Genomic DNA, 18,039 nt, shown 5'->3' with positions numbered 1-18,039 from the left:
CCGTCCGGTCGTTCAGCGGCCGAGGCTGGCCCCGGTCTGGTTGTCCGTGTCGGTGAAGGCGTCGCTGACCTGCGTGAGGTACTGGCTGATGCCCTCCATGCCGTTCAGGGTCTGGTCGACGCTGCCCTTGTACTCGTCGAAGTACGGGCCGAACTTCTGCTGGGCGGCCGGGGTGTTGTAGCCACCCTGGATCAGGGTGTCGATCTTGCTCTTGGCCTGGGTCATCCCGTCCAGCAGCGTCTGCATGTTCTGCTTCAGCCAGGTCGAGGCTTCCTGAATGTCCTCGCTGACGATGTGGTAGGTGGCCACGTTCCGCTCCCTCGTCTCGTCGGTCTCTCGGGCCCCGTGAGGCGGTCGTTCCTGGGCCGCCTTCCGCCGTTGCCGCCACCCACACGGACGCCGGCCCGGAACGGTTCAGCGGAAGGTTCGACTTCGTGACGGGGGACTCGTCCGACGTCGACGGTGAACCACTTCGCCGACCGAACCGTGTGGGTGCCGGATCGCGCGCACGGGCACGGTCCCTTCGAAGACGAGGTGGAGCAGAGATGCTGTTGCACAGCCGGGTCGCGCGGACCGCGATCGCACTGGCCGGCGTGGCGGCCCTGGCCGCATGTGGTGGAGAGGCGACCGGGCCGGCCGCGCCGGCCACGGCGGCATCACCCGCGGCGGCGCCGACCACATCGGGACCGACGGTCGCGGCCGACCCGACGCCGGAGGTGATCGACGCTCCGGAAACCCCCGTCGCGGCGCCGACGGTGGCGAAGACCCAGGGTCGGGTACGGATCTACAGCGGCCCGTCCGACGTCCCGCTGTCGCCCGCGCCCGACACGGGGCGGGGCAGCAACGTCATCCAGCTGAACGGAACCGCGTCCGCCGACATCGGCACGTACGTCGCCGACGGGCAGGGCCGGACGCTGTACCGGTTCGACAAGGACACCGCCAAGCCGTCGAAGTCGAACTGCAACGGCGACTGCGCGAAGGCGTGGCCGCCGCTGCTCGTCAGGTCACCGGGGCAGATCTACCCGAGCGGGATCAACCCGAAGCTGATCGGTTACGTGGAGCGCGCCGACGGCACCTGCCAGGTGACCATCGGCGGCTGGCCCGTCTACCTGTTCGCCAAGGACACCAAGCCCGGCGACATCAACGGCCAGGGGGTCGGTGGCACCTGGTTCGCGATCAGCCCGACCGGTGGACGCACCTCCGCCCTGCCCGAGGTCGTCACCGCGCCCACCGCGGCCGCCGCCCGCTGAGCAGAAGGAGACGACGATGACCAACCCGTACGGGGTAGCCGACGGCGGCTCCCCGACGCCCGCCCCACGCTGGGCACCGGCACCACCGCCACAGTGGGGACCGGCGTCAACCGGGTCGAGCACACCCGTCGAGCGTCGGCGGCGCGTCTCCCCGAAGCTCGCGGTCGCCGTGGCCGGCCCGGTCGTGGTCGTGGTCGCGCTGGTGGCCGTACTCGGACTCGCCTGGCCCGGATTCCTCAACAAGAAGGTCTTCGACGCGGCGGCGCTGCAGCAGGGGGTGCTGACGGTGCTGCGTGACGACTACCAGCTCGACGCGGACCTCGTCGCCTGCCCGTCGGGCCGGTCGGTCACGGTGGGCAGCCGATTCTCCTGCTCCGCCCAGGTCGCCGGCGCACCGAAGACGATCACCGTCACGGTGCTGTCGTCCGACGGTCGGTTCGAGGTCGGCCGTCCACAGTGAGGCGCGGCAGTGGCGTCCGGATCAGTCGTCCCGGCAGGTCTGCCCGCTGTTGAGGCAGTACACGACCCTCGCCATCAGGGGCTCCGGCATCAGGTTGACGAAGAACGCGTGGTCGGTCAGCGGGCTGTTGCGCTGGCCGTCGAAGGCGTCGATCTGAAACCGGACCTCCGGCGGGATGTCGTACGCCAGGGTCAGCCGGAGCCGCGGCACCGGGAAGGTGTTGCGCGGGCAGGAGCCGTCCGGGGCCGGGAAGCGCAGGTGCGCGCGGTGGCTCTCGCTGTCCACCTGCCGGCCGTCCCAGCAGCTCGGGAAGTCGAAGATCCGCTGCACCTGGTCGCCGGCCGGGCACCGGGGGTACGCCGTGGTCCGGCGCTCCGGGGTACTGGAGCAGGTCCAGGTCGCGGCCGCGTTCTGGCCGCCGCTGGTGACGGCCACGGCGTCACCGACCGTGCCGGCGAGCTGACGCGGCATCGGCACGACGTTTCCCCGGGGGTTGCCGGAGAAGGTGAGCGTCACGTCGACCGGCACCTGGATCTCGCCGTCGTGGCCGGCGTGGTCGGTGCTGCCGGCGGGCCCGACCGTGCGGAGCACCGGCCAGAAGTACGTCGACCGGTCACCGTTGTGACAGGTCGTCCCCGCTGCCGCGAGGGTCTGCGGCGTCGAGCCGACGGCGGTGGAGACGTTGCCGACGTAGTCGTGCACGTGATGCGGCTGCCCGGGATAGCCGGGCGCCATCACGATGTTGGCGGTGTTGCGGTGGCCGTTCTCGTTGCGGCCGCAGTCCCAGGCGTAGGTGCCGGTCGCCGCGCCGGGCACCGTGGCCGGCGCGGGCGGGCCGGACGGGACGAGGTCGATGTCGACGAAGTCGGAGCCGAGGAGGTCGGTCGCCGCTGCCGGTGGCGTTCGGCCACCGGCGTCGACCTGCCAGGCCACACCGCAGCCGAGCAGGACGAGCAGCAGCTCCAGTGCCAGTGTCACGGTGACGGCCCGCCGCCACGCCGTGCCGCGCCCGCTCACCGCCGGAACGTCATGCGGCACGTTCTCACACTCCCGTCGCCCACGTCGTACGAGCCTAGGTCGGGCCCAGGGGCCGCCCCGTCGACCGTCGGAGGATGTGATCTGCCCCCAAAGCCCGGTGACGACGGACCGGGGCCCGCGCCACGCTCAGCGATCGACACGGCTCTTGCGCGGTAACCAGATCCTCACCCTGCGCCTCCGGCTCGTACGGGTGGCCGTGCGTGCGCACGGCCGCTCATCCGGTGTGCAACGGCTCGCGCGGCCGCTTGTTCGGAGATGCCGCGCAGGTCACACCAGGCCGGGCCGGACGGGGCAGACGAAAACGGCCGTGACCACCGTTGCGATGGTCACGGCCTCTCTCCCGGTACATCCGGAAGGCGTTTGCCTGCCCCGGACGCGCTGCCGCCCGGCACGCCGGGTGCCGGGCAGCAGCGGTGCGTCAGAACGCGAACCGGTCGAACTTCTCCCAGGTGTTGATCGCCGGTGCGCTGGCGATCAACGGGAGGGTGCCCCGGCCGTCCGCCGAGACGTACTTGCCGTTGATGTTGGCCCGAAGACTCACACTGCCGTCCGCGTTGTTGATGAGCGTGAACTTCTCCCAGGTGCTGATCGCCGGCCCGTTCGCGATCAACGGAAGGGTGCCCCGGCCGTCCGCCGAGACGTACTTGCCGTTGATGTTGGCCCGAAGACTCACACTGCCGTCCGCGTTGTTGATGAGCGTGAACTTCTCCCAGCTGCCGATCGCCGGCCCGTTCGCGATCAACGGAAGGGTGCCCCGGCCGTCCGCCGAGACGTACTTGCCGTTGGTCCACGAGCGGAGGGCGAGGTTGGGCGACGGGACCGGCGCGCCGGTGAGTTTGGTGAGGTCCGTGTACGTCCCGTTGAAGACGTTCTGGCTGTAGTCGCCGGGCACGCTCGGGTTGCCGGCGGCATACTGCCAGATGGTCTCCGTCGTCCAGCCGGACGGCAGCGGCGGGCGGGTGGTGGTGTAGCCGGCGATGTCCAGCGGGTTGGCACCGAAGGACGCGTCGTTGCCGGTGCACGGGTTCCAGTAGTTCGTGTTGGTGTAGATCATCACGGGCCGGCCGATGCGCGCCTTGACCTGGTCGGTGAAGGCCCGGATCCAGGTCGACATCTCGGTGGGGGTCAGCCCGTAGCAGGTCGGCGCACCGCTCCAGTAGGGCCACTCGATGTCCACCATGGGCACGAGCGTCTGGCTGTCCTTGGCGAACTGCGCCTTGTCGATGAAGAAGTTCGCCTCGGTGATCGGGTCACGGCTGTCCGGACGGGCGAAGTGGTAGGCGCCCACGAGCAGACCGGCCGCCTTGGCTGCCGCGTAGTCCTCGGCGAAGTAGGGGTTGAGGTACGTCCGGCCCTCGGTCGCCTTGATGTACGCGAACTTGGCGCCACCGGCCGCGACCTGCGGCCAGTTGATCGGGCCGAGGTTGTGATCGTGGCTCGATACGTCGATGCCCCGGACCGTGTAGCCCGCCGGGATGTCGGCGCTCGTGGACGCCGCGCCGCTGCGCGCGCCCGGCGCGGCGCCGGCGTTGGCCCGGCCGCCACCGTCGACCACAACGGGGTCTGTGGCATGGGCCGGCTGCGTCACGCCGACCGCCGTACCGAGCGCGAGCCCGGCAGACATCAGCACGCAGAGCAATCTTCTTGGCATGGTGAGGTGAGTCTCCCCGTGTCCGCAAGGTGAAGGTGACTTGTCCGCCCCGCTACGCCGCCGCTGCCTGGCACCGCCGCGGCGCGGCCGGAGTGGCTCCGTCGAGATGGTTCGCAGCGTAACCCTTGTCGATGGAGAGTCGTACCGTCCGCAAGGTCGGAATTAATATTGATCATCGGCATGGTGTCCCCGGCCGTACGGTGGGTGACTGGCGCGACCATGTCCCACCCCTGTGCTCTGATCCCGGCATGCATGTCGTCGTCACAGGCGCGCTCGTGGAGAACGACGCGGTCCTGCTGGTCCACCGCAGCCCGACCCGCCGGGCCTACCCAGATCGCTGGGATCTGCCCGGTGGGCATGTCGAGGCGAGTGAGTCGGAGCTACAAGCCCTCGCGCGTGAGATGCGCGAGGAGGTCGGTGTTCGCATCGTGGCGGAGTCCCGCTCACGGTTGGGCGACCTGCACGCCGGCAGTGGTGAGGACGCCGTTCACGTGGGCGTCTGGCACATCGGGGACTGGGCCGGCGCTCCCAAGCACCCCCGGGGGGCATGGGTCGTGACCATGGATGTTCCCGCGGAACCACTGCCGGCTCGCCTGCTGGCGCGCGGTGGACTCACCTACGTCGACCGCCGCGACTTCATCCGCGGCGACCTCACCGTCATCAGGCGGCTGCGCTGGCCATCGGTAGGTCTCTGGGTCGAGGACAGCACGCTCACGTTGTCGTCGCGGGCCGGTTCGGACGCGCTGCACCACTCCGAGGTGACCGCGGTTCCACACGGGCCGTACCTGGGCTGGCTCCCCAGCCCCGCCCTCGCGGTCAGCTTCCAGGTCGAAGACCGTGACCAGGTCCTGCTCTTCTGGACTCCTCGTGCCCGCGCGGTCATTCGGAGACTCGCCCAGCTCGGGTGGGACGCCGACCCCGACGCCGACGACTTCGTCTAGCCGAAACGCCGGCGGGCGGGCTCGTGGCCCGGTCAGGAGCAGGCGACCGACCCTGACTGTCCTCTCGTAGGCCCTGACCCCGCGGTAGCGGGTTACTCGTCGCGCCGGTCACAGAAATTCACTGCGGTAGGTCGAGGCCAACTCTGCCGCACGATGGCGGCGTTCAGCGAGCTCGTCCGGCGTCAACGGCGGCGGCGGCGCGTCCTTGCCCTCGACGACGTCGCCGATGCGCATGAAGTACTCGTCCTGGCCGGCGGGGGTGCACATGCACAGCATGCGGGCCGGTGCGCCCGAGACGTTGCGGAAGTTGTGCGGCGCGTTGGCCGGGATGTTGATGGTGGACCCGGCCCGTACGAGGTGCTTCTCGCCGCGGAAGGTGAATTCGATTTCGCCCTCGAGGATCGTGAACATCTCCTCGAAGTCGTGCCGGTGCGGCGGCGGGCCGCCGCCGTCGGGCACGCGCATGTCGATAAGGCAGTACCGGCCGTTGGTCTGCTCGCCGGTGATCAGCATGCCGTAGGTGTTGCCCACCAGCGAGACGTACGTCGTGGCGGGGTCGTCGGGGTTCGCCACGGTCAGTGCGCGGGACGGGTCGTCGTCGGGAATCATGGTGGTTCGTCTCCTTGCGGTCGGTGGTTGGGTGATCAGGCGTCGGCGACGGTGATGACGACCTTGCCGCCGGGCAGCGCCTCGGCGTTCAGGGCGGGAAGTTCGGCCAGCGGCACCCGCCGGGCGACGTCGACGCGCAACTCACCGGTGCTGACGCGGGCGGCCAGGTCGGCGAGTTGGTCGGCGTCGCTGCGCACGAACAGGTCGATGCCGCGCACGCTTCGCTCATTGTCGGACGGGGCGGGCATCCAGACGGTGGTGTTGACGAGGGTCCCGCCGTCATTGATCAGCGTGACCAGCGCGGCGAGCTGTTCCGGGGCCACCGGCGCGAGGTTGAGTACCAGGTCGACCGGCTCGGTCACCGCCGCGGTCACGTCGGTGTCGGTGTGGTCGATCACCTCGTCGGCGCCTGCGGCTTTGACACGGTCGGCGCTGCGTGGGCTGGCCGTGGCGATCACCTGGGCACCAGCCTCCTTCGCCAGCTGCACGGCGTATCCGCCGACCGCTCCGCCGGCACCGTTGATCAACACCCGCTGACCGGCGGTCAGGTTGCCGTGGTCGAACAGTGCCTGCCACGCGGTCAGGCCCACCAGCGGGAGCGCCGCCGCGTCGGCCAACGGGATGTTCTCGGGCGCCCCGGTCAAGATCTCCGCCGGCGCGATCACGTACTCCGCGGCCGCTCCGGTCCCCGTCATCGGCAGGAAGCCGATCACCCGGTCGCCGACCGCGACGTCGTCCACGTCGTCACCGAGCGCGTCGACCGTGCCGGCGACGTCGATGCCGGGAGTGTGCGGCAACTCGACCGGGATCGGGCCCTGCATGTAGCCCGCGCGGATATTGCCGTCGACGCCGTTGAACGACGTGGCGGCGACGCGGATCCGGACCTGACCGGCGCCGGGGGTGGGCTGCTCGACGTCCTCGTAGCGCAGCACCTCGGGACCGCCGAACTCGTGAAAACGCACTGCCTTCATCACTGAACCTGCTTCCGTGAGTGCCATCGATGCGCTTCGAACGTGAAGCAGTCCCGACGCGGGGCTGACCCCGTGCGGCACTGCTTCGAGTTGCGAAGGCGTCCAGTCCGGCGTCACCAGGGCCGCCCGGAGGCAGCCGCTGGATCCGCGGTCGCTGGAGACGTCACTCAATCTGGCAGGATCCGATGCGGTTAGCCTGGGCCAGGCTGGCCCACCTTGATGATGGTCGGTTCGCCGGCGTCGCCGACGATTTCGGCGAGACGCGCCGAATCGGCCGAGCCCGGTGCCGCGGTGAGCATCAGAGCCGCCAAGTCGTCGCCCGGGATGGCGAGAAGGCTGCCGACGAGCGTGACGGCGCCGCCGTCCGGATGGACGAACGCGGCACTGCTCTCGTAGGCCGCCACCGGCCGAGGCGTGCGCCACAAGGTGTCGAACAGGCGGCTTCGGCTCCGCATCTCGTCCACCAGCGCGGCGAGCGACGCGTCGGCGGGATAGCGCAACAGCGCGCCCTGCAAACGGGCAACGAGGACCGCCTCATGATCGGTCGCGTCAGCCGCGGACTGCTGGAAACCACTGAACGGATCGCAGAACGTACGCCAGGCGACGTTCCACTCCCACGGGTCCCCGGTGAGATTCCAGTGCCCCAGGGCCAGGAACGCACTGTTCACGGCGACCAGATTCATCGCCGCGTCGGAGACGAACATCGGAGTGTCCGTGAACCGCTCCAGCAGCCGCATCGCACCCGGACCGATCTCGTTCGGCACCTGCCCGTCCGCGGCGGCGTAACCGGCGAGCGCGCAGAGCCGCTCGTACTCCGCCCGCCCGATCCGTAACCCACGGGCGATGGCGTTGACCACCCCGACCGACGGATGGCTGCGCCCCTGCTCCAACCGGCGTACGTAGTCCGCGGACATCCCCGCGAGTTCGCCGAGCTCCTCCCGCCGCAACCCACGCACCCGCCGGCGGCCGACCGGTAGCCCGACGGTCGCCGGGGCCGTGTTCTCCCGCAACTGGCGGACCGCGGCGCCGAACTCGTGACGTTCCACGACGCAAGTGTGCCCGCACAGTCCAGCCAGCGCGGGTAGCGAGCGGGCGCTCGGCGCTCAGTGCCACGACCAGCGGACCGGGTGTTGCCGGTGGCTCCAGCCGCCAGCGATCCGCCCGTCGAGAACGCACCGGGCGCATCACGTCGGCGGCCCCACGCCGCCCCCGGCCCGCCGCCCCACCACCGGGACGACGCTTCTCGGTACCTAGAAACATTCAAGGCCGTGACCCGCGTTTCCGCTGGTCACGGCCTTGATCGTGAAGTGCGCCCGAAGGGACTCGAACCCCTAACCTTCTGATCCGTAGTCAGATGCTCTATCCATTGAGCTACGGGCGCTCAGTGCTCGGCCAGTCTACACACCCGGCTTTCGCGCGGAGACTCCGGGATTCGAACCCGGGAGGGGCTTTAAAACCCCAACCGCATTAGCAGTGCGGCGCCATAGACCAGACTAGGCGAAGTCTCCTCGGTGGCCCGCAGACCACCGCGCCCGAGGATACAGGTCCCCACCCACCGGGAGCAAAGCGACTTCCCCCGTACGCTCGACTGCGCCTCCGAGCCCCGTGTTCCACGCTGTGCGCCGGGGTGATCAGGACTACGCTCCATCGATATGCAGGAGCAGCCCCCGAGCGAGCCGAGCCGCCGCGAGCCTGCTGAGAGGGCTCGGCGGCGATCCCCCAAGGCGACGTTCACGCCGCCGGCGGTGCCGTCGCAGGCCGCCGAGTCGGCTCCACCTCCCGCCGCCGAGCGGCCGAAGCCCGCGCGCCGGGCGAAGGGGGCTCCGGCCGCGTTGTTCCGGCCACCCGACCCCGAGCCCGACCAGCCGCTGCCCCGGCAACCCACCCGGGAGCGGCCGACCGCCGGACCGGATGTGTCATCGGCCACTACGGCGGGCGCGGCACCGGTCGCAGCGGACACCGACGCCGAGAAGCCGTCCGTGCCGGCTGACCCGGTCCGCCCGGCGGAGCAGACCGCCCCTTCAGAGCAGGCCGCGGCCGCGAAAGCGACCACCCCGGCCAAGAAGGCGACCACGCCGGTGAAGGCGGCTCCGGACCGGAACGCCTCCCCGGCCACGAGCACCACGGCGGCCCAAAACGCGACCCCGGTGAAGAAGGCCGCCCCGGTGAAGAAGGCCGCGCCGGTCGGGAAGGCGACCACGCCACGGAAGGCGGCCACCGCTGCCGGCACCGCCGCCACGGGGAAGGCGCGCCGCCCGACGAAGGTCGCCCCCGTCGGCCGGCGGGCCGACGGGCCACCTGTCGCCGGGACCGCCGACGCCCCACCGACCGCCTCGACCGCCGACGCCCGAGCGACCGCCGACGCCCCGCCAACAGCCTCGACCGTCGACGCCGACGCCCCACCCGTCGCCGCGACCGCCGGGGCGGAGGCGGTGTGGATGCCGCCGCCGCGCCCGGACCTGCGGACGGTCACCGCGAGGGTGCTCGACCACCCCGGGTACGCCCCGGAACTGCTCGCCCTGGCCGCCGTCGACGCGCTCGGTCCCGGGGCGGGAGCGTGGGCCGAGCGCCTCCGCGCGACGTACCCGCAGGCGTCCCCGGACGGGCTGGCCCGGCTGGCCACCCGGCGGTTCGTGCGGCTGGCCGGCGCGGGTGGGGCCACCGCCGCGTTCGCCGGCGTGTTCGCGCCGGTCGCCGAGCTGGCCGCCGTGTTGTGGACGCAGGCCAATCTGGTGCTGCATCTGGCGGCGGCGTACGGGCGGGATCCGCTCCACCCGGATCGCGCGGTCGACCTGCTGGTGCTGACGCAGGTGCATCCGGACGGGGCGGTTGCGCGTACCGCGTTGGACGCGGCGCGGACGGCGGACGAGCCCGCCGACGGGCCCTGGCCCCGCGCGGCGGAGGCGGCCTGGCGGTTGGCGACCCCGTTGGCCGCGCAGGCCGGTGGCTGGTTGGCGCTGCGGCTGGCGTCGCGGCTGCTGCCGGGCGCGGCGGCGCTGGCGGCGGCGACGGGTGACGCGGCCGCGGCCGAGCGGCTCGCCGCCCGGGCGGTCACGGCCTACCGACCGACACGGACCGGCTGACCGACCGACGGCGCCACTGGCGGCCGGCGCGCCGTGGCTGGGCGGACGACCGTGATGATCGACTCGGGTTCCGTGATGTCGGGGTGTCAGGCGCCGTCGTCGCCCCGACCTCCAGGAACCCGAGTGGATCATGCGGACCTGCCGCCCCGCCGGACCGGACCGCCGGACCTCGCCCGCCGGACGGGACCGCCGGGGCACGCGCGCCGCCCGACCGGTCACCGCCGCCCGACCGGTCACCGCCGTCAGAGCCAGTCGAACCAGGCCTTCGGCAGCAGCGCGTAACCGACGAAGGCCACCACGTCGAGCAGGGTGTGCGCGACGACCAGCGGCATCACCCGCCGCGTACGCAGGTAGAAGAGGCTGAACACGACGCCCATCACCGCGTTGCCCACGAAGGCGCCGAAGCCCTGGTAGAGGTGGTAGGAGCCGCGCAGCAGGGCGCTCGTCGCGATGATCGCGCCCACCCGCCACTGGAGTTGGCGCAGCCGGGTGACCAGGTAGCCGACCACGATCACCTCTTCCAGCACGGCGTTCTGCACGGCGGCGAGGACGAGCACGGGTACGGCCCACCAGATGTCCGGCAGCGCGGCGGGGACCAGGGTGGCGTTGAGGCCGAGCTGGGCGGCGACCCAGACGAGCGCCAGGCCGGGCAGGCCGATCAGCGCCGCCAGGCCGGCGCCGCGGGCCAGGTCGCTGCCGGGCCGTCGGGCGTCCAGGCCGAGCGTCCGGGCCGGGTCGCCGGGGTCCCGGCTCAGCAGGTGTACGGCGAGCAGCACCGGCAGCAGCGCGAACACGATGCCGAGCAGCTGGTACGTGAGGTCGAGGTAGGGCCGGGACGACGCCGAGGTGTTCAGCGCGGCGGTCTGCTTGGAGAGCCCGCCCTCGGCGGTGAGCTTCGCGATGATCGACACGACCGCGTAGACGGCCGACTGGCCGAGGGAGAGGCCGAGGACCAGCAGAATCTCGGTCCCCATCATCCGGCGGGTCACCGGTCGGGTGAGCTCAAGGGTCACCGCACCACTCTGCCCGACGGAGGTGCCCGCCGGCACCGTCGACGAGCCCTTGCGAGCCGATCGCACATTCTGTGCGACCGGTCGACACGCTCCGTGGAGATTCTGTGATCGCCCCATTCGCCGTCAGGAGAAGGAGCGCGCCCCATGGACAATTTCGCGCGACTGCTGAAGGAGAGCTGGACCCTGGTCGAGGAGCACCGGGAGCGGCTCAGCGGTCACTTCTACGCCCGGCTCTTCCTGCTCGATCCCGACCTGCGGCAGCTCTTTCCGGTGCAGATGTCCGGTCAGGGTGACCGGCTGCTGGAAGCGATCATCACGGCGATCCACACCGTGGGTGACCCGGAGAGCTTCGACGAGTTCCTTCGCGCGCTCGGCCGGGATCACCGCAAGTACCACGTCGACGCCGAGCACTACGCCACGATGGGCGTCGCCCTGCTCGACGCGCTGCGCACCATCGCGGGTGACGGCTGGAACCTGGAGTACGACCAGGCGTGGCGGGAGGCGTACGCGGCGATCTCGGAGAAGATGCTGGCCGGCGCGGCCGCCGACGAGAACCCGCCGTTCTGGCACGCGGAGGTGCTGACCCACGAGCGGCACGGTCCCGACACGGCGGTGCTGACAGTCCGCGCCCTGCAGCACCCGCTGCCCTGGAAGGCGGGCCAGTACCTGAGCCTGGAGGTGCCGCGCCACCATCCGCGGGTGTGGCGGACGTATTCGGTGGCGAACGCCCCGAACGACGACAACGTGCTGGAGTTCCACGTCCGGTCGCCGGGCGCGGGCTGGGTCTCCGGGGCGCTGGTGCGCCGGGTGAAGCCGGGTGACCTGCTGCGACTGGCCGCGCCGATGGGTTCGATGACCTTGGACCGCGCCTCCGAACGGGACATTCTCTGCGTGGCCGGCGGGGTCGGCCTGGCGCCGATCAAGGCGCTGGTGGAGGAGTTGGCCAGCTACAACCGGACCCGCTGGGTGCACGTGTTCTACGGCGCCCGCCGGGCGTCCGACCTGTACGGGCTGGCCGGGCTGCGGGAGCTGGTCGCCGCGCACCCGTGGCTGTCGGTCACCCCGGCGTGCAGCGAGGAGCCGGGCTTCGACGGCGAGCAGGGTGACATCGCCGACGTGGTCGGCCGTTACGGGCCGTGGACGACGCACGACTGCTACGTCTCCGGGTCGGCCCAGATGGTCCGCTCGACCCTGCGGGTGCTGGCCGCGGACGACGTGCCGCCGCCGCACATCCGGTACGACACGTTCGGCGAGCTCTAGCGACTTTCCTCCCCCCGATCCGGGGCGCGTGCCCCTGCCCCCTGGGGCACGCGCCCCGGGCCCCCGTCCGGCCCGGGCCGTCGCCATCGCGGCGGGCCGGGCCGGTTCCACGTCGGCGGCCCACCCGTCGCCGGTGGTCAGTATCGCCAGGGGCGTCCGGTCTCGCGGTACTCCTCGACGGGCACCAGCGGCACGCCGGGCGTCATCCGGTCGACGTAGAGCAGCCCTTCCAGGTGGTCGATCTCGTGGGCGACCAGGCGGGCCATGCCGTACTCGTACGACGTGATGATCCGGCTGCCGTCCCACTGGGCGTGCTCCACGTCGACGCGCAGTGGGCGGGGCACCAGCCCGCGGTGGTCGAAGAAGGAGAGGCAGCCCTCGTACTGCTCGTCGGTATCCGGTGAGACGTCCACGATGCGGGGGTTGAGCAGCACGACGGGCTCGGCGGCCCGGTCGGGCGGCCGGACGACGGCCGCCGCGCGGTCGATGCCGAGCTGCGGGGCGGCGATCCCGACCCCCTTGCTGAACGGGTGCAGCTCGTCGAGGCGGACGAGCGCGGCGGCGAGCCGGTCGACCACGCCGCGGGCGACGGGCTCCTCGGCGGGCAGGTCGAACGGCAGTGCCGGCTGGTGCAGCAGGTCGTCGCCGCGCTGGACGACACCGGCGGCCCGCATCCGGTCGCTCGGCCGGACGCGGTCGTCGGGCGCGGGATCGTGCTCGGGCTCCGGTCGGCCCCGGAACCGCCACTGCATGCGGTAGCGCGCGTTCAGCGGCGGGTCGTCGGTCTGCCAGTCGAAGACGGCCCGGTCACCCTCGTCGTGCCGCTGCACGGGGGTGCGCAGCGGGCCCTCCTCCGCCGAGAGCGAGGTCTCCGCGCCCCACACCTGTGGGTCGAGGGTGGCCGGCAGGTCCAGGCGTACGGCGAGCTGCCGGGTGGGCAGCCGCACCGCCCGCTGGAACCAGGGGCCCCACTTCTCGGCGCCGACGCGGTACGCGTACTCGATGGTGGCCCGGTCGCCGGGGTAGAGGGGGAACCGCCGGTCGCCGTTCTCGAAGAGCAGCCAGATCTCCTTGAACGCGTCCCGGTCGTGCTTGGCCCGCCAGTGCATCGGTTCCCGCTCACCGCTGCCGTCGTCCCGGTGGGCCCGCAGTTGGAGTTCGGCGAAGGTGAGCGGGTGTTCCCGGTGGTGCCGGTTGGAGCGGCCGGGGTCGCTGGGGTAGCGGTCGACGGCCACCCGGACCAGGTAGCGGGTGACCGGTTCGGTGCCCGCGTTGTACAGCTCCCGCCGGATCACGCACCGGTAGCCCTCGTCGGTGTGGGTGAGGCTGGCCAGTTCCCGCTCGACCACCAGGCCGGTGCCGGGGGGCAACCACTGCCCGGGCTGGGGCAGTTCCCGGTGCGGGTGGCCGTTGCGGGCCTGTCGCAGGTCGTCGTACTCCCGGAAGCGCTGCCAGATCGCGCCGCTGGCCTCCAGGACGGCCTCCGCCCGGCGGGCGAAGTCCTCGGTGGGGCGGTGCCGGCGCCCTTCGACGTGGCTGACGTACGACGGGTCGAAGCCCATGAGCACGGCCAACTGTTTCTTGGACAGTCCGCGCGCGTTGCGCTGGCGGGCGAGCTCGGTGGCGAAGGAGTCGGCAGCACGATCGAGGGGTGAGGTCGTCATCGGCTTCCTCGTGGCCGGGAGTATTCAGTTTCACGTTCCGTGGCCGAGCGCACACGGATGTGGCATCTTGCCGACACTCTGCTTGACAATCCACCGATGACCGTCGATTCTCTGCCGTCCCGCGGCGGGGCCCGGCGTTTCCCCCGAGGGGCCCGGGGTAACACCGGACAGGCGCGACCAGGGGTGATGTCGACGGGCGCCGAGCCGCGGATGACGGCCGCCCGGGTGATCCAGGCCTCCCGATCACGGCGGGAACCTGCCTTCCCCACCCCGGCAGAGTGTGGTTAGGCTAGCCTTAGCTCGACGGACCGTGCGGGGGACAGGGGATGATCCAGTGACAGCGGTGATGCCGGGGCGGGACCAGGCCGCCGCGCCGCTGGCTCCGGTCACGGCCACCATGCGCGCCATGTTCGGCACCGACGACGTGCCCGGGCTCGCGCCGGGTCTGCTGGTCACCGACGAGTTCGGCTGGGCACCGGCCACCACGCTGGTCGACGGCACCCGCCTCCCCGAGTTCCTGCACGCGGCCAGCCTTCGCTGGCGGGGCACCCCGCACGCCTGCGCGGCGCTGGCCTGGAAGTCGTACAGCTACTGGACGGCCCTGCCGGCGGTGCTGGGCTGGGCGTCCGCCCGTCGGGTCCCGCTGCTCGACCCCTCCGACGTGCTCCTCCACTTCGAGGACCACCGGCCGCTGGTCACGCTGGGGCTGCGCCGGTCGACCACGGTGGCCGTGCTGCCCAGCGATCCGCTGGCCCTGTCCGGTGCTCCCGAGGTGCGGATCGTCGCCGGCGAGGCGGAGTTGCTCGGTGCGCTGCGCGCCTCCCTGCTCGACGCCCACCTCGCGCCGATGATCGCCTCGATCCAGGCCGAGGTGCGGGTCGGCACGCGTACGCTGCTCGGCTCGGTGGCCTCGGGCATGGCGCACGCGATCCTCCGCGCCGCCGACGCGCTGCCCGGCTCGTCGGTGGAGAGCATCGACACGCTGCTCCGCGCCCTCGACCTGCGGGACCTGGTCGAGCTGGAGCCGGGGCCGACCGGCGAGCCGACGGTGCAGCGGCGCACCTGCTGCCTCGCCTTCACGCTGCCCCAGCCAAAGGTCTGTCAGGGCTGCTGCGTCCGGCAGGGCTGACCGCCGGCTCGCCGCCGATCCAGTCAGTCGGTCAGCGACCGGACGTCCCAGACCCATACCCCGCCGTCGAAGAACGGCCGGATGCCGGTCAACTCGGTCATTCCCCGACGGAGCGCGTCGGCGTGCCGGTGCGGCCCGAGGATCACCACGCCGGCCCGCCAGTAGCGCAGGTCGTCGACGGCGTTCACCCGGCTCTGCGGCGTGATCGGCGGCACCGCACCGGTACGCCGGATCGTGTCGAAGAAGCTGCTGGTCGGGCGGAACGGGGCGGAGAAGAGGGCGACCCCGCGCTCCTTCGACCGGGGCCGCGTGTCCGGCCCCAGGAAGTAGCCCCGGGCCAGCGGCATGTCCAGTCGGGTGGCGGCCGACCAGCGCAGCGGCTCGGCGTAGTTGGTGTCGGGCAGCGGCAGGGTCACCACGCTCCGCCCTCCCGACGTGTACGCACGCCAGGCGCCCGACGTCACGAACTGCGGGATCGGGTCGAAACGGGTCGCCGGTAGCGGGGTGGGCAGGATGGGCAGCAGCGCCATGGTCAGCACGGTGACCGTCGCGAAGCGGATCTGCGGGCGGGCCACCGGGTGGCGGGCGGCGAGCGCCCGGGCTTGCTCCGCGCCGTACGCGAGCAGCAGCCCGATGATCGGGGTGATGGCCAGCGCCCACCGGGTCGGCACCACCGAGTGCAGGATCGGCAGGTCCTCCAGGGGCGCCCAGAGGCTCGGGATTCCGGTCTCCCGCCCGTCGAAGATCACCTCTCGGCCGAGGCTGAGGATCGCGAAGAGCAACCCGAGCACCGTGAGGCCGAGCACCACCACGCTGCGCCGCAGCCACCAGACCAGCGCGAACACCAGCACGACGAGCGCCCAGCCGAAGAAGCTGTTCTCCTCGGTCGGGTTCTTCGCCAGGTGCTCGGCGGTCCGCGGGTTGCCGGCCAGCGACTCCCGCGAGTACGCCACGAACGACGCCAGGTCGCTGGAGTAGCCGCGGATCAGCCGGGACAGCCCCTGGTAGGCCCCCGGCCCGAAGAACTGCACGTAGAGCGGGTACGCGAGCAGCACGAACGCGACGGCGGCGGCGACGCCCAGCCCGGCGAGGAAGGTACGCGCGTGCCGCCGGGTCTCCCGCCGGCCGATGGCGAGCGCCGCCACCACCACGCCCAGCCCGATCGCGGTCATCAGCAGGATCTCCAGGTTCAGGAACGCCTGCCAGACGATCACCAGGGCGAGCAGGACGCCGTTGCGCAGCCACCGACCCGGCTCGACGAGCCGCAGCGTCCGCCAGATGATCAGGGGAACCACGAACTGGGACACGATGTTCGGATGGGCGTTGGCGTGCGACACCATCGCCGGCCCGAAGGCGCAGAAGGCGGCCCCCAGCCACGCCGGCCCCCGGGAGCGGACCAGCACCCGGGAGAGAAGGAAATACCAGGCCACGCCGGTGGCGATCATCCCGAAGGTGAGAAAGAGCAGAAAGGAGGTACGCGGCCCGAACAAGAGCGTGACCGGCGTCATTGGCAGAGAAACGGATAATACGGACGTATTCGCCATCAGATTGACGCCGTCCGGCACATTCATCTGATCCGAGGTGAATGGATAGGCGAAATGCGTGAGCACCCGGGCACCGTGCGCCATCATCCATTCGAACTGCGACTGATCGGACCGGTTGTCCCGTACCCCGTTGCGGGGGTCCAGCCAGAGGCGTGCGGTGACCCAGAAACCGAGCGCCACGAAGCTCAGCACGGCCAAAGCATCGACCTGTCGCCCGCGACGTGAGCCGTCCCGGTCGGGCCCGCCCTCCGGCGCCCCGTACCGGGACGCGCCGGCGGGTAGGTCCGATTCAGGAGTAGTCATAACAATTCGCAGCGTAGTCAGCGTATGGCACCCACGTGACATGTTTCGGGGTACTGCCGTACCATGTGCCGGGTTCGCTGACCGCCGATCACGTGCCGCCCCCGACCGCTTTTCGGCCATCACCCCGATTCTTCTGCCATCCGCGCGGATGATTCACTCTGTCGGTCCAGGCGCGGGTCTGACTTCATACCGTGAGGAATCGACGCATGGCAGAAATCACTGGGGATCAGCGCGTCCAGTCGGAGGTTCTGGAAGGCCTCGCCACCGCGGTCAACCACCGCCGGTGGTTCGTGGAGCTGGCCGTGCCCTACCTCGGCGACAACCCCATCGAGATCGGCAGCGGGCTGGGCGACTACGCGCTGGAGTGGGCCGAGCGCCTGCCCCGCTTCACGGCCACCGAGGCGGACCCGGACCGGCTGCTCCAGCTCAAGGAGCGGCTCATCGACCACGCCGGCATCGAGGTCCGGCAGATGCTGCTGCCGCACTCGGAGCGGGGCGACTACAGCGCCGCGGTGTCGTACAACGTGCTGGAGCACATCGACGACCACGTGGGTGCGCTGCGCAGCATGCGAGACCTGGTCCGACCGGGCGGCGCCGTGATCATCATCGTGCCGGCGTTCCAGTTCGCGATGAGCCCGGCCGACATCGCCACCGGCCACGTACGCCGCTACACGAAGCGGACCCTCGCCGCGGCGATGACCGAGGCCGGGCTGACGGTGGAGACGATCCACTACGCGAACGCGCTCGGCCTGCTGGGCTACTTCATGGCGACCAAGGTCTTCCGGCTGATGCCGAAGGAGGGCCCGATGGTCAAGATCTACGACACGCTCGTCCTGCCGGCCACGAAGGCCGCCGAGCAGCTGGTCCGCCCACCGTTCGGCCAGTCCGTCTTCGCCGTGGCCCGAGTCCCCGCCTAACCCTCCCGCCGCCCTCCCGCCGGCCCCGGCCCCCCGGCCCGCCGGCTCCCCGGCCCCGCCGGCCCGCCGGCACCCCGGCTCCCCGGCCCCGCCGGCCCGCCGGCGATCTTGCAGTTTGTGCCCCCGGCTTGCGGCCTTTGCCCGTTTCTTGAGGGCACAAACTGCAAGATCGCGGGAAGCGGGGCGGCGGGCGGCGGGGTGGTGGG

16 protein-coding genes and 2 tRNA genes are annotated in these 18,039 nt (G+C 71.5%); 7 read left to right on the top strand and 11 right to left on the bottom strand.

Translation table 11 applies throughout. The features are described from left to right. Positions 1-12 precede the first annotated feature (12 nt). Positions 13-309 (bottom strand): WXG100 family type VII secretion target, encoded by a 297-nt coding sequence (locus GA0070620_RS22860; protein WP_091594056.1) that lies wholly within the window; start codon positions 307-309, stop codon positions 13-15. 236 nt (positions 310-545) lie between these two features. Here GA0070620_RS22860 and GA0070620_RS22855 point away from each other — a divergent pair, with 236 nt between their 5' ends. Together GA0070620_RS22855 and GA0070620_RS22850 are read left to right on the top strand one after the other, a co-directional pair. Beyond that, positions 546-1,250: a hypothetical protein gene (locus tag GA0070620_RS22855; protein ID WP_091594054.1), complete on the top strand. Its 705-nt coding sequence runs from the start codon at positions 546-548 to the stop codon at positions 1,248-1,250. A 16-nt stretch (positions 1,251-1,266) separates the two neighbouring features. Further along, entirely contained in the window at positions 1,267-1,710 is a 444-nt protein-coding gene (locus GA0070620_RS22850; RefSeq protein WP_091594052.1) for a DUF4333 domain-containing protein, read from the top strand. A 21-nt stretch (positions 1,711-1,731) separates the two neighbouring features. Here the strand turns inward: GA0070620_RS22850 and GA0070620_RS22845 are convergent, their stop codons facing one another. Continuing rightward, a complete protein-coding gene (locus GA0070620_RS22845) occupies positions 1,732-2,748 on the bottom strand; it encodes a DUF1996 domain-containing protein (protein WP_231921919.1) in 1,017 nt (338 codons plus the stop codon). Between the two features lie 418 nt (positions 2,749-3,166). After that, positions 3,167-4,372, bottom strand: a complete 1,206-nt coding sequence (locus GA0070620_RS22840) for a GH25 family lysozyme (RefSeq protein WP_231922463.1) — start codon at positions 4,370-4,372, stop codon at positions 3,167-3,169. A gap of 275 nt (positions 4,373-4,647) precedes the next feature. Here GA0070620_RS22840 and GA0070620_RS33755 point away from each other — a divergent pair, with 275 nt between their 5' ends. Beyond that, positions 4,648-5,340, top strand: a complete 693-nt coding sequence (locus tag GA0070620_RS33755; RefSeq protein WP_231921917.1) for an NUDIX domain-containing protein — start codon at positions 4,648-4,650, stop codon at positions 5,338-5,340. 108 nt (positions 5,341-5,448) lie between these two features. Here GA0070620_RS33755 and GA0070620_RS22830 read toward each other — a convergent pair whose 3' ends face one another. The 5 genes from GA0070620_RS22830 to GA0070620_RS22810 all read right to left on the bottom strand — a co-directional run bounded on the left by GA0070620_RS22830 (position 5,449) and on the right by GA0070620_RS22810 (position 8,428). Continuing rightward, positions 5,449-5,949, bottom strand: coding sequence for a cupin domain-containing protein (locus GA0070620_RS22830; RefSeq protein WP_091594046.1), 501 nt, complete (start codon positions 5,947-5,949; stop codon positions 5,449-5,451). Positions 5,950-5,984: 35 nt separating this feature from the next. After that, positions 5,985-7,091, bottom strand: a complete 1,107-nt coding sequence (locus tag GA0070620_RS22825; protein ID WP_452299648.1) for an NADP-dependent oxidoreductase — start codon at positions 7,089-7,091, stop codon at positions 5,985-5,987. 20 nt (positions 7,092-7,111) lie between these two features. Continuing rightward, positions 7,112-7,966 (bottom strand): helix-turn-helix transcriptional regulator, encoded by an 855-nt coding sequence (locus GA0070620_RS22820; RefSeq protein WP_091594042.1) that lies wholly within the window; start codon positions 7,964-7,966, stop codon positions 7,112-7,114. A gap of 262 nt (positions 7,967-8,228) precedes the next feature. Beyond that, positions 8,229-8,301 (bottom strand) — tRNA-Arg (locus GA0070620_RS22815). A 36-nt stretch (positions 8,302-8,337) separates the two neighbouring features. Further along, positions 8,338-8,428 (bottom strand) — tRNA-Ser (locus tag GA0070620_RS22810). A gap of 471 nt (positions 8,429-8,899) precedes the next feature. On the opposite strand from GA0070620_RS22810, the gene GA0070620_RS22805 reads away from it, so the two are divergent. Continuing rightward, entirely contained in the window at positions 8,900-10,003 is a 1,104-nt protein-coding gene (locus GA0070620_RS22805) for a hypothetical protein (RefSeq protein WP_231921915.1), read from the top strand. Between the two features lie 242 nt (positions 10,004-10,245). On the opposite strand, the gene GA0070620_RS22800 is transcribed toward GA0070620_RS22805, so the two are convergent. Next, a complete protein-coding gene (locus GA0070620_RS22800) occupies positions 10,246-11,016 on the bottom strand; it encodes a CPBP family intramembrane glutamic endopeptidase (protein ID WP_091599215.1) in 771 nt (256 codons plus the stop codon). A gap of 144 nt (positions 11,017-11,160) precedes the next feature. Between GA0070620_RS22800 and GA0070620_RS22795 the strand changes: the two genes are divergently transcribed. Further along, the gene (locus GA0070620_RS22795; protein ID WP_091594040.1) at positions 11,161-12,276 is read left to right on the top strand and encodes a globin domain-containing protein; all 1,116 of its coding nucleotides are present in this window, start codon (positions 11,161-11,163) and stop codon (positions 12,274-12,276) included. 137 nt (positions 12,277-12,413) lie between these two features. Here the strand turns inward: GA0070620_RS22795 and GA0070620_RS22790 are convergent, their stop codons facing one another. Then, positions 12,414-13,940, bottom strand: a complete 1,527-nt coding sequence (locus GA0070620_RS22790) for a peptide deformylase (RefSeq protein WP_091594038.1) — start codon at positions 13,938-13,940, stop codon at positions 12,414-12,416. A gap of 346 nt (positions 13,941-14,286) precedes the next feature. Between GA0070620_RS22790 and GA0070620_RS22785 the strand changes: the two genes are divergently transcribed. Next, positions 14,287-15,069 carry a ferric iron reductase gene (locus tag GA0070620_RS22785; protein WP_091599212.1) on the top strand — a complete coding sequence of 261 codons (783 nt, stop codon included), beginning with the start codon at positions 14,287-14,289 and terminating at the stop codon, positions 15,067-15,069. Between the two features lie 23 nt (positions 15,070-15,092). Here the strand turns inward: GA0070620_RS22785 and GA0070620_RS22780 are convergent, their stop codons facing one another. After that, positions 15,093-16,916, bottom strand: a complete 1,824-nt coding sequence (locus GA0070620_RS22780; RefSeq protein WP_091594036.1) for a hypothetical protein — start codon at positions 16,914-16,916, stop codon at positions 15,093-15,095. Positions 16,917-17,122: 206 nt separating this feature from the next. Here GA0070620_RS22780 and GA0070620_RS22775 point away from each other — a divergent pair, with 206 nt between their 5' ends. After that, the gene (locus GA0070620_RS22775; RefSeq protein ID WP_091594034.1) at positions 17,123-17,833 is read left to right on the top strand and encodes a class I SAM-dependent methyltransferase; all 711 of its coding nucleotides are present in this window, start codon (positions 17,123-17,125) and stop codon (positions 17,831-17,833) included. Positions 17,834-18,039 lie beyond the last annotated feature (206 nt).

Source organism: Micromonospora krabiensis (genome assembly GCF_900091425.1).
Classification (GTDB): Bacteria; Actinomycetota; Actinomycetes; order Mycobacteriales; family Micromonosporaceae; genus Micromonospora; species Micromonospora krabiensis.
This window is presented reverse-complemented; position numbering and strand designations above follow the sequence as displayed.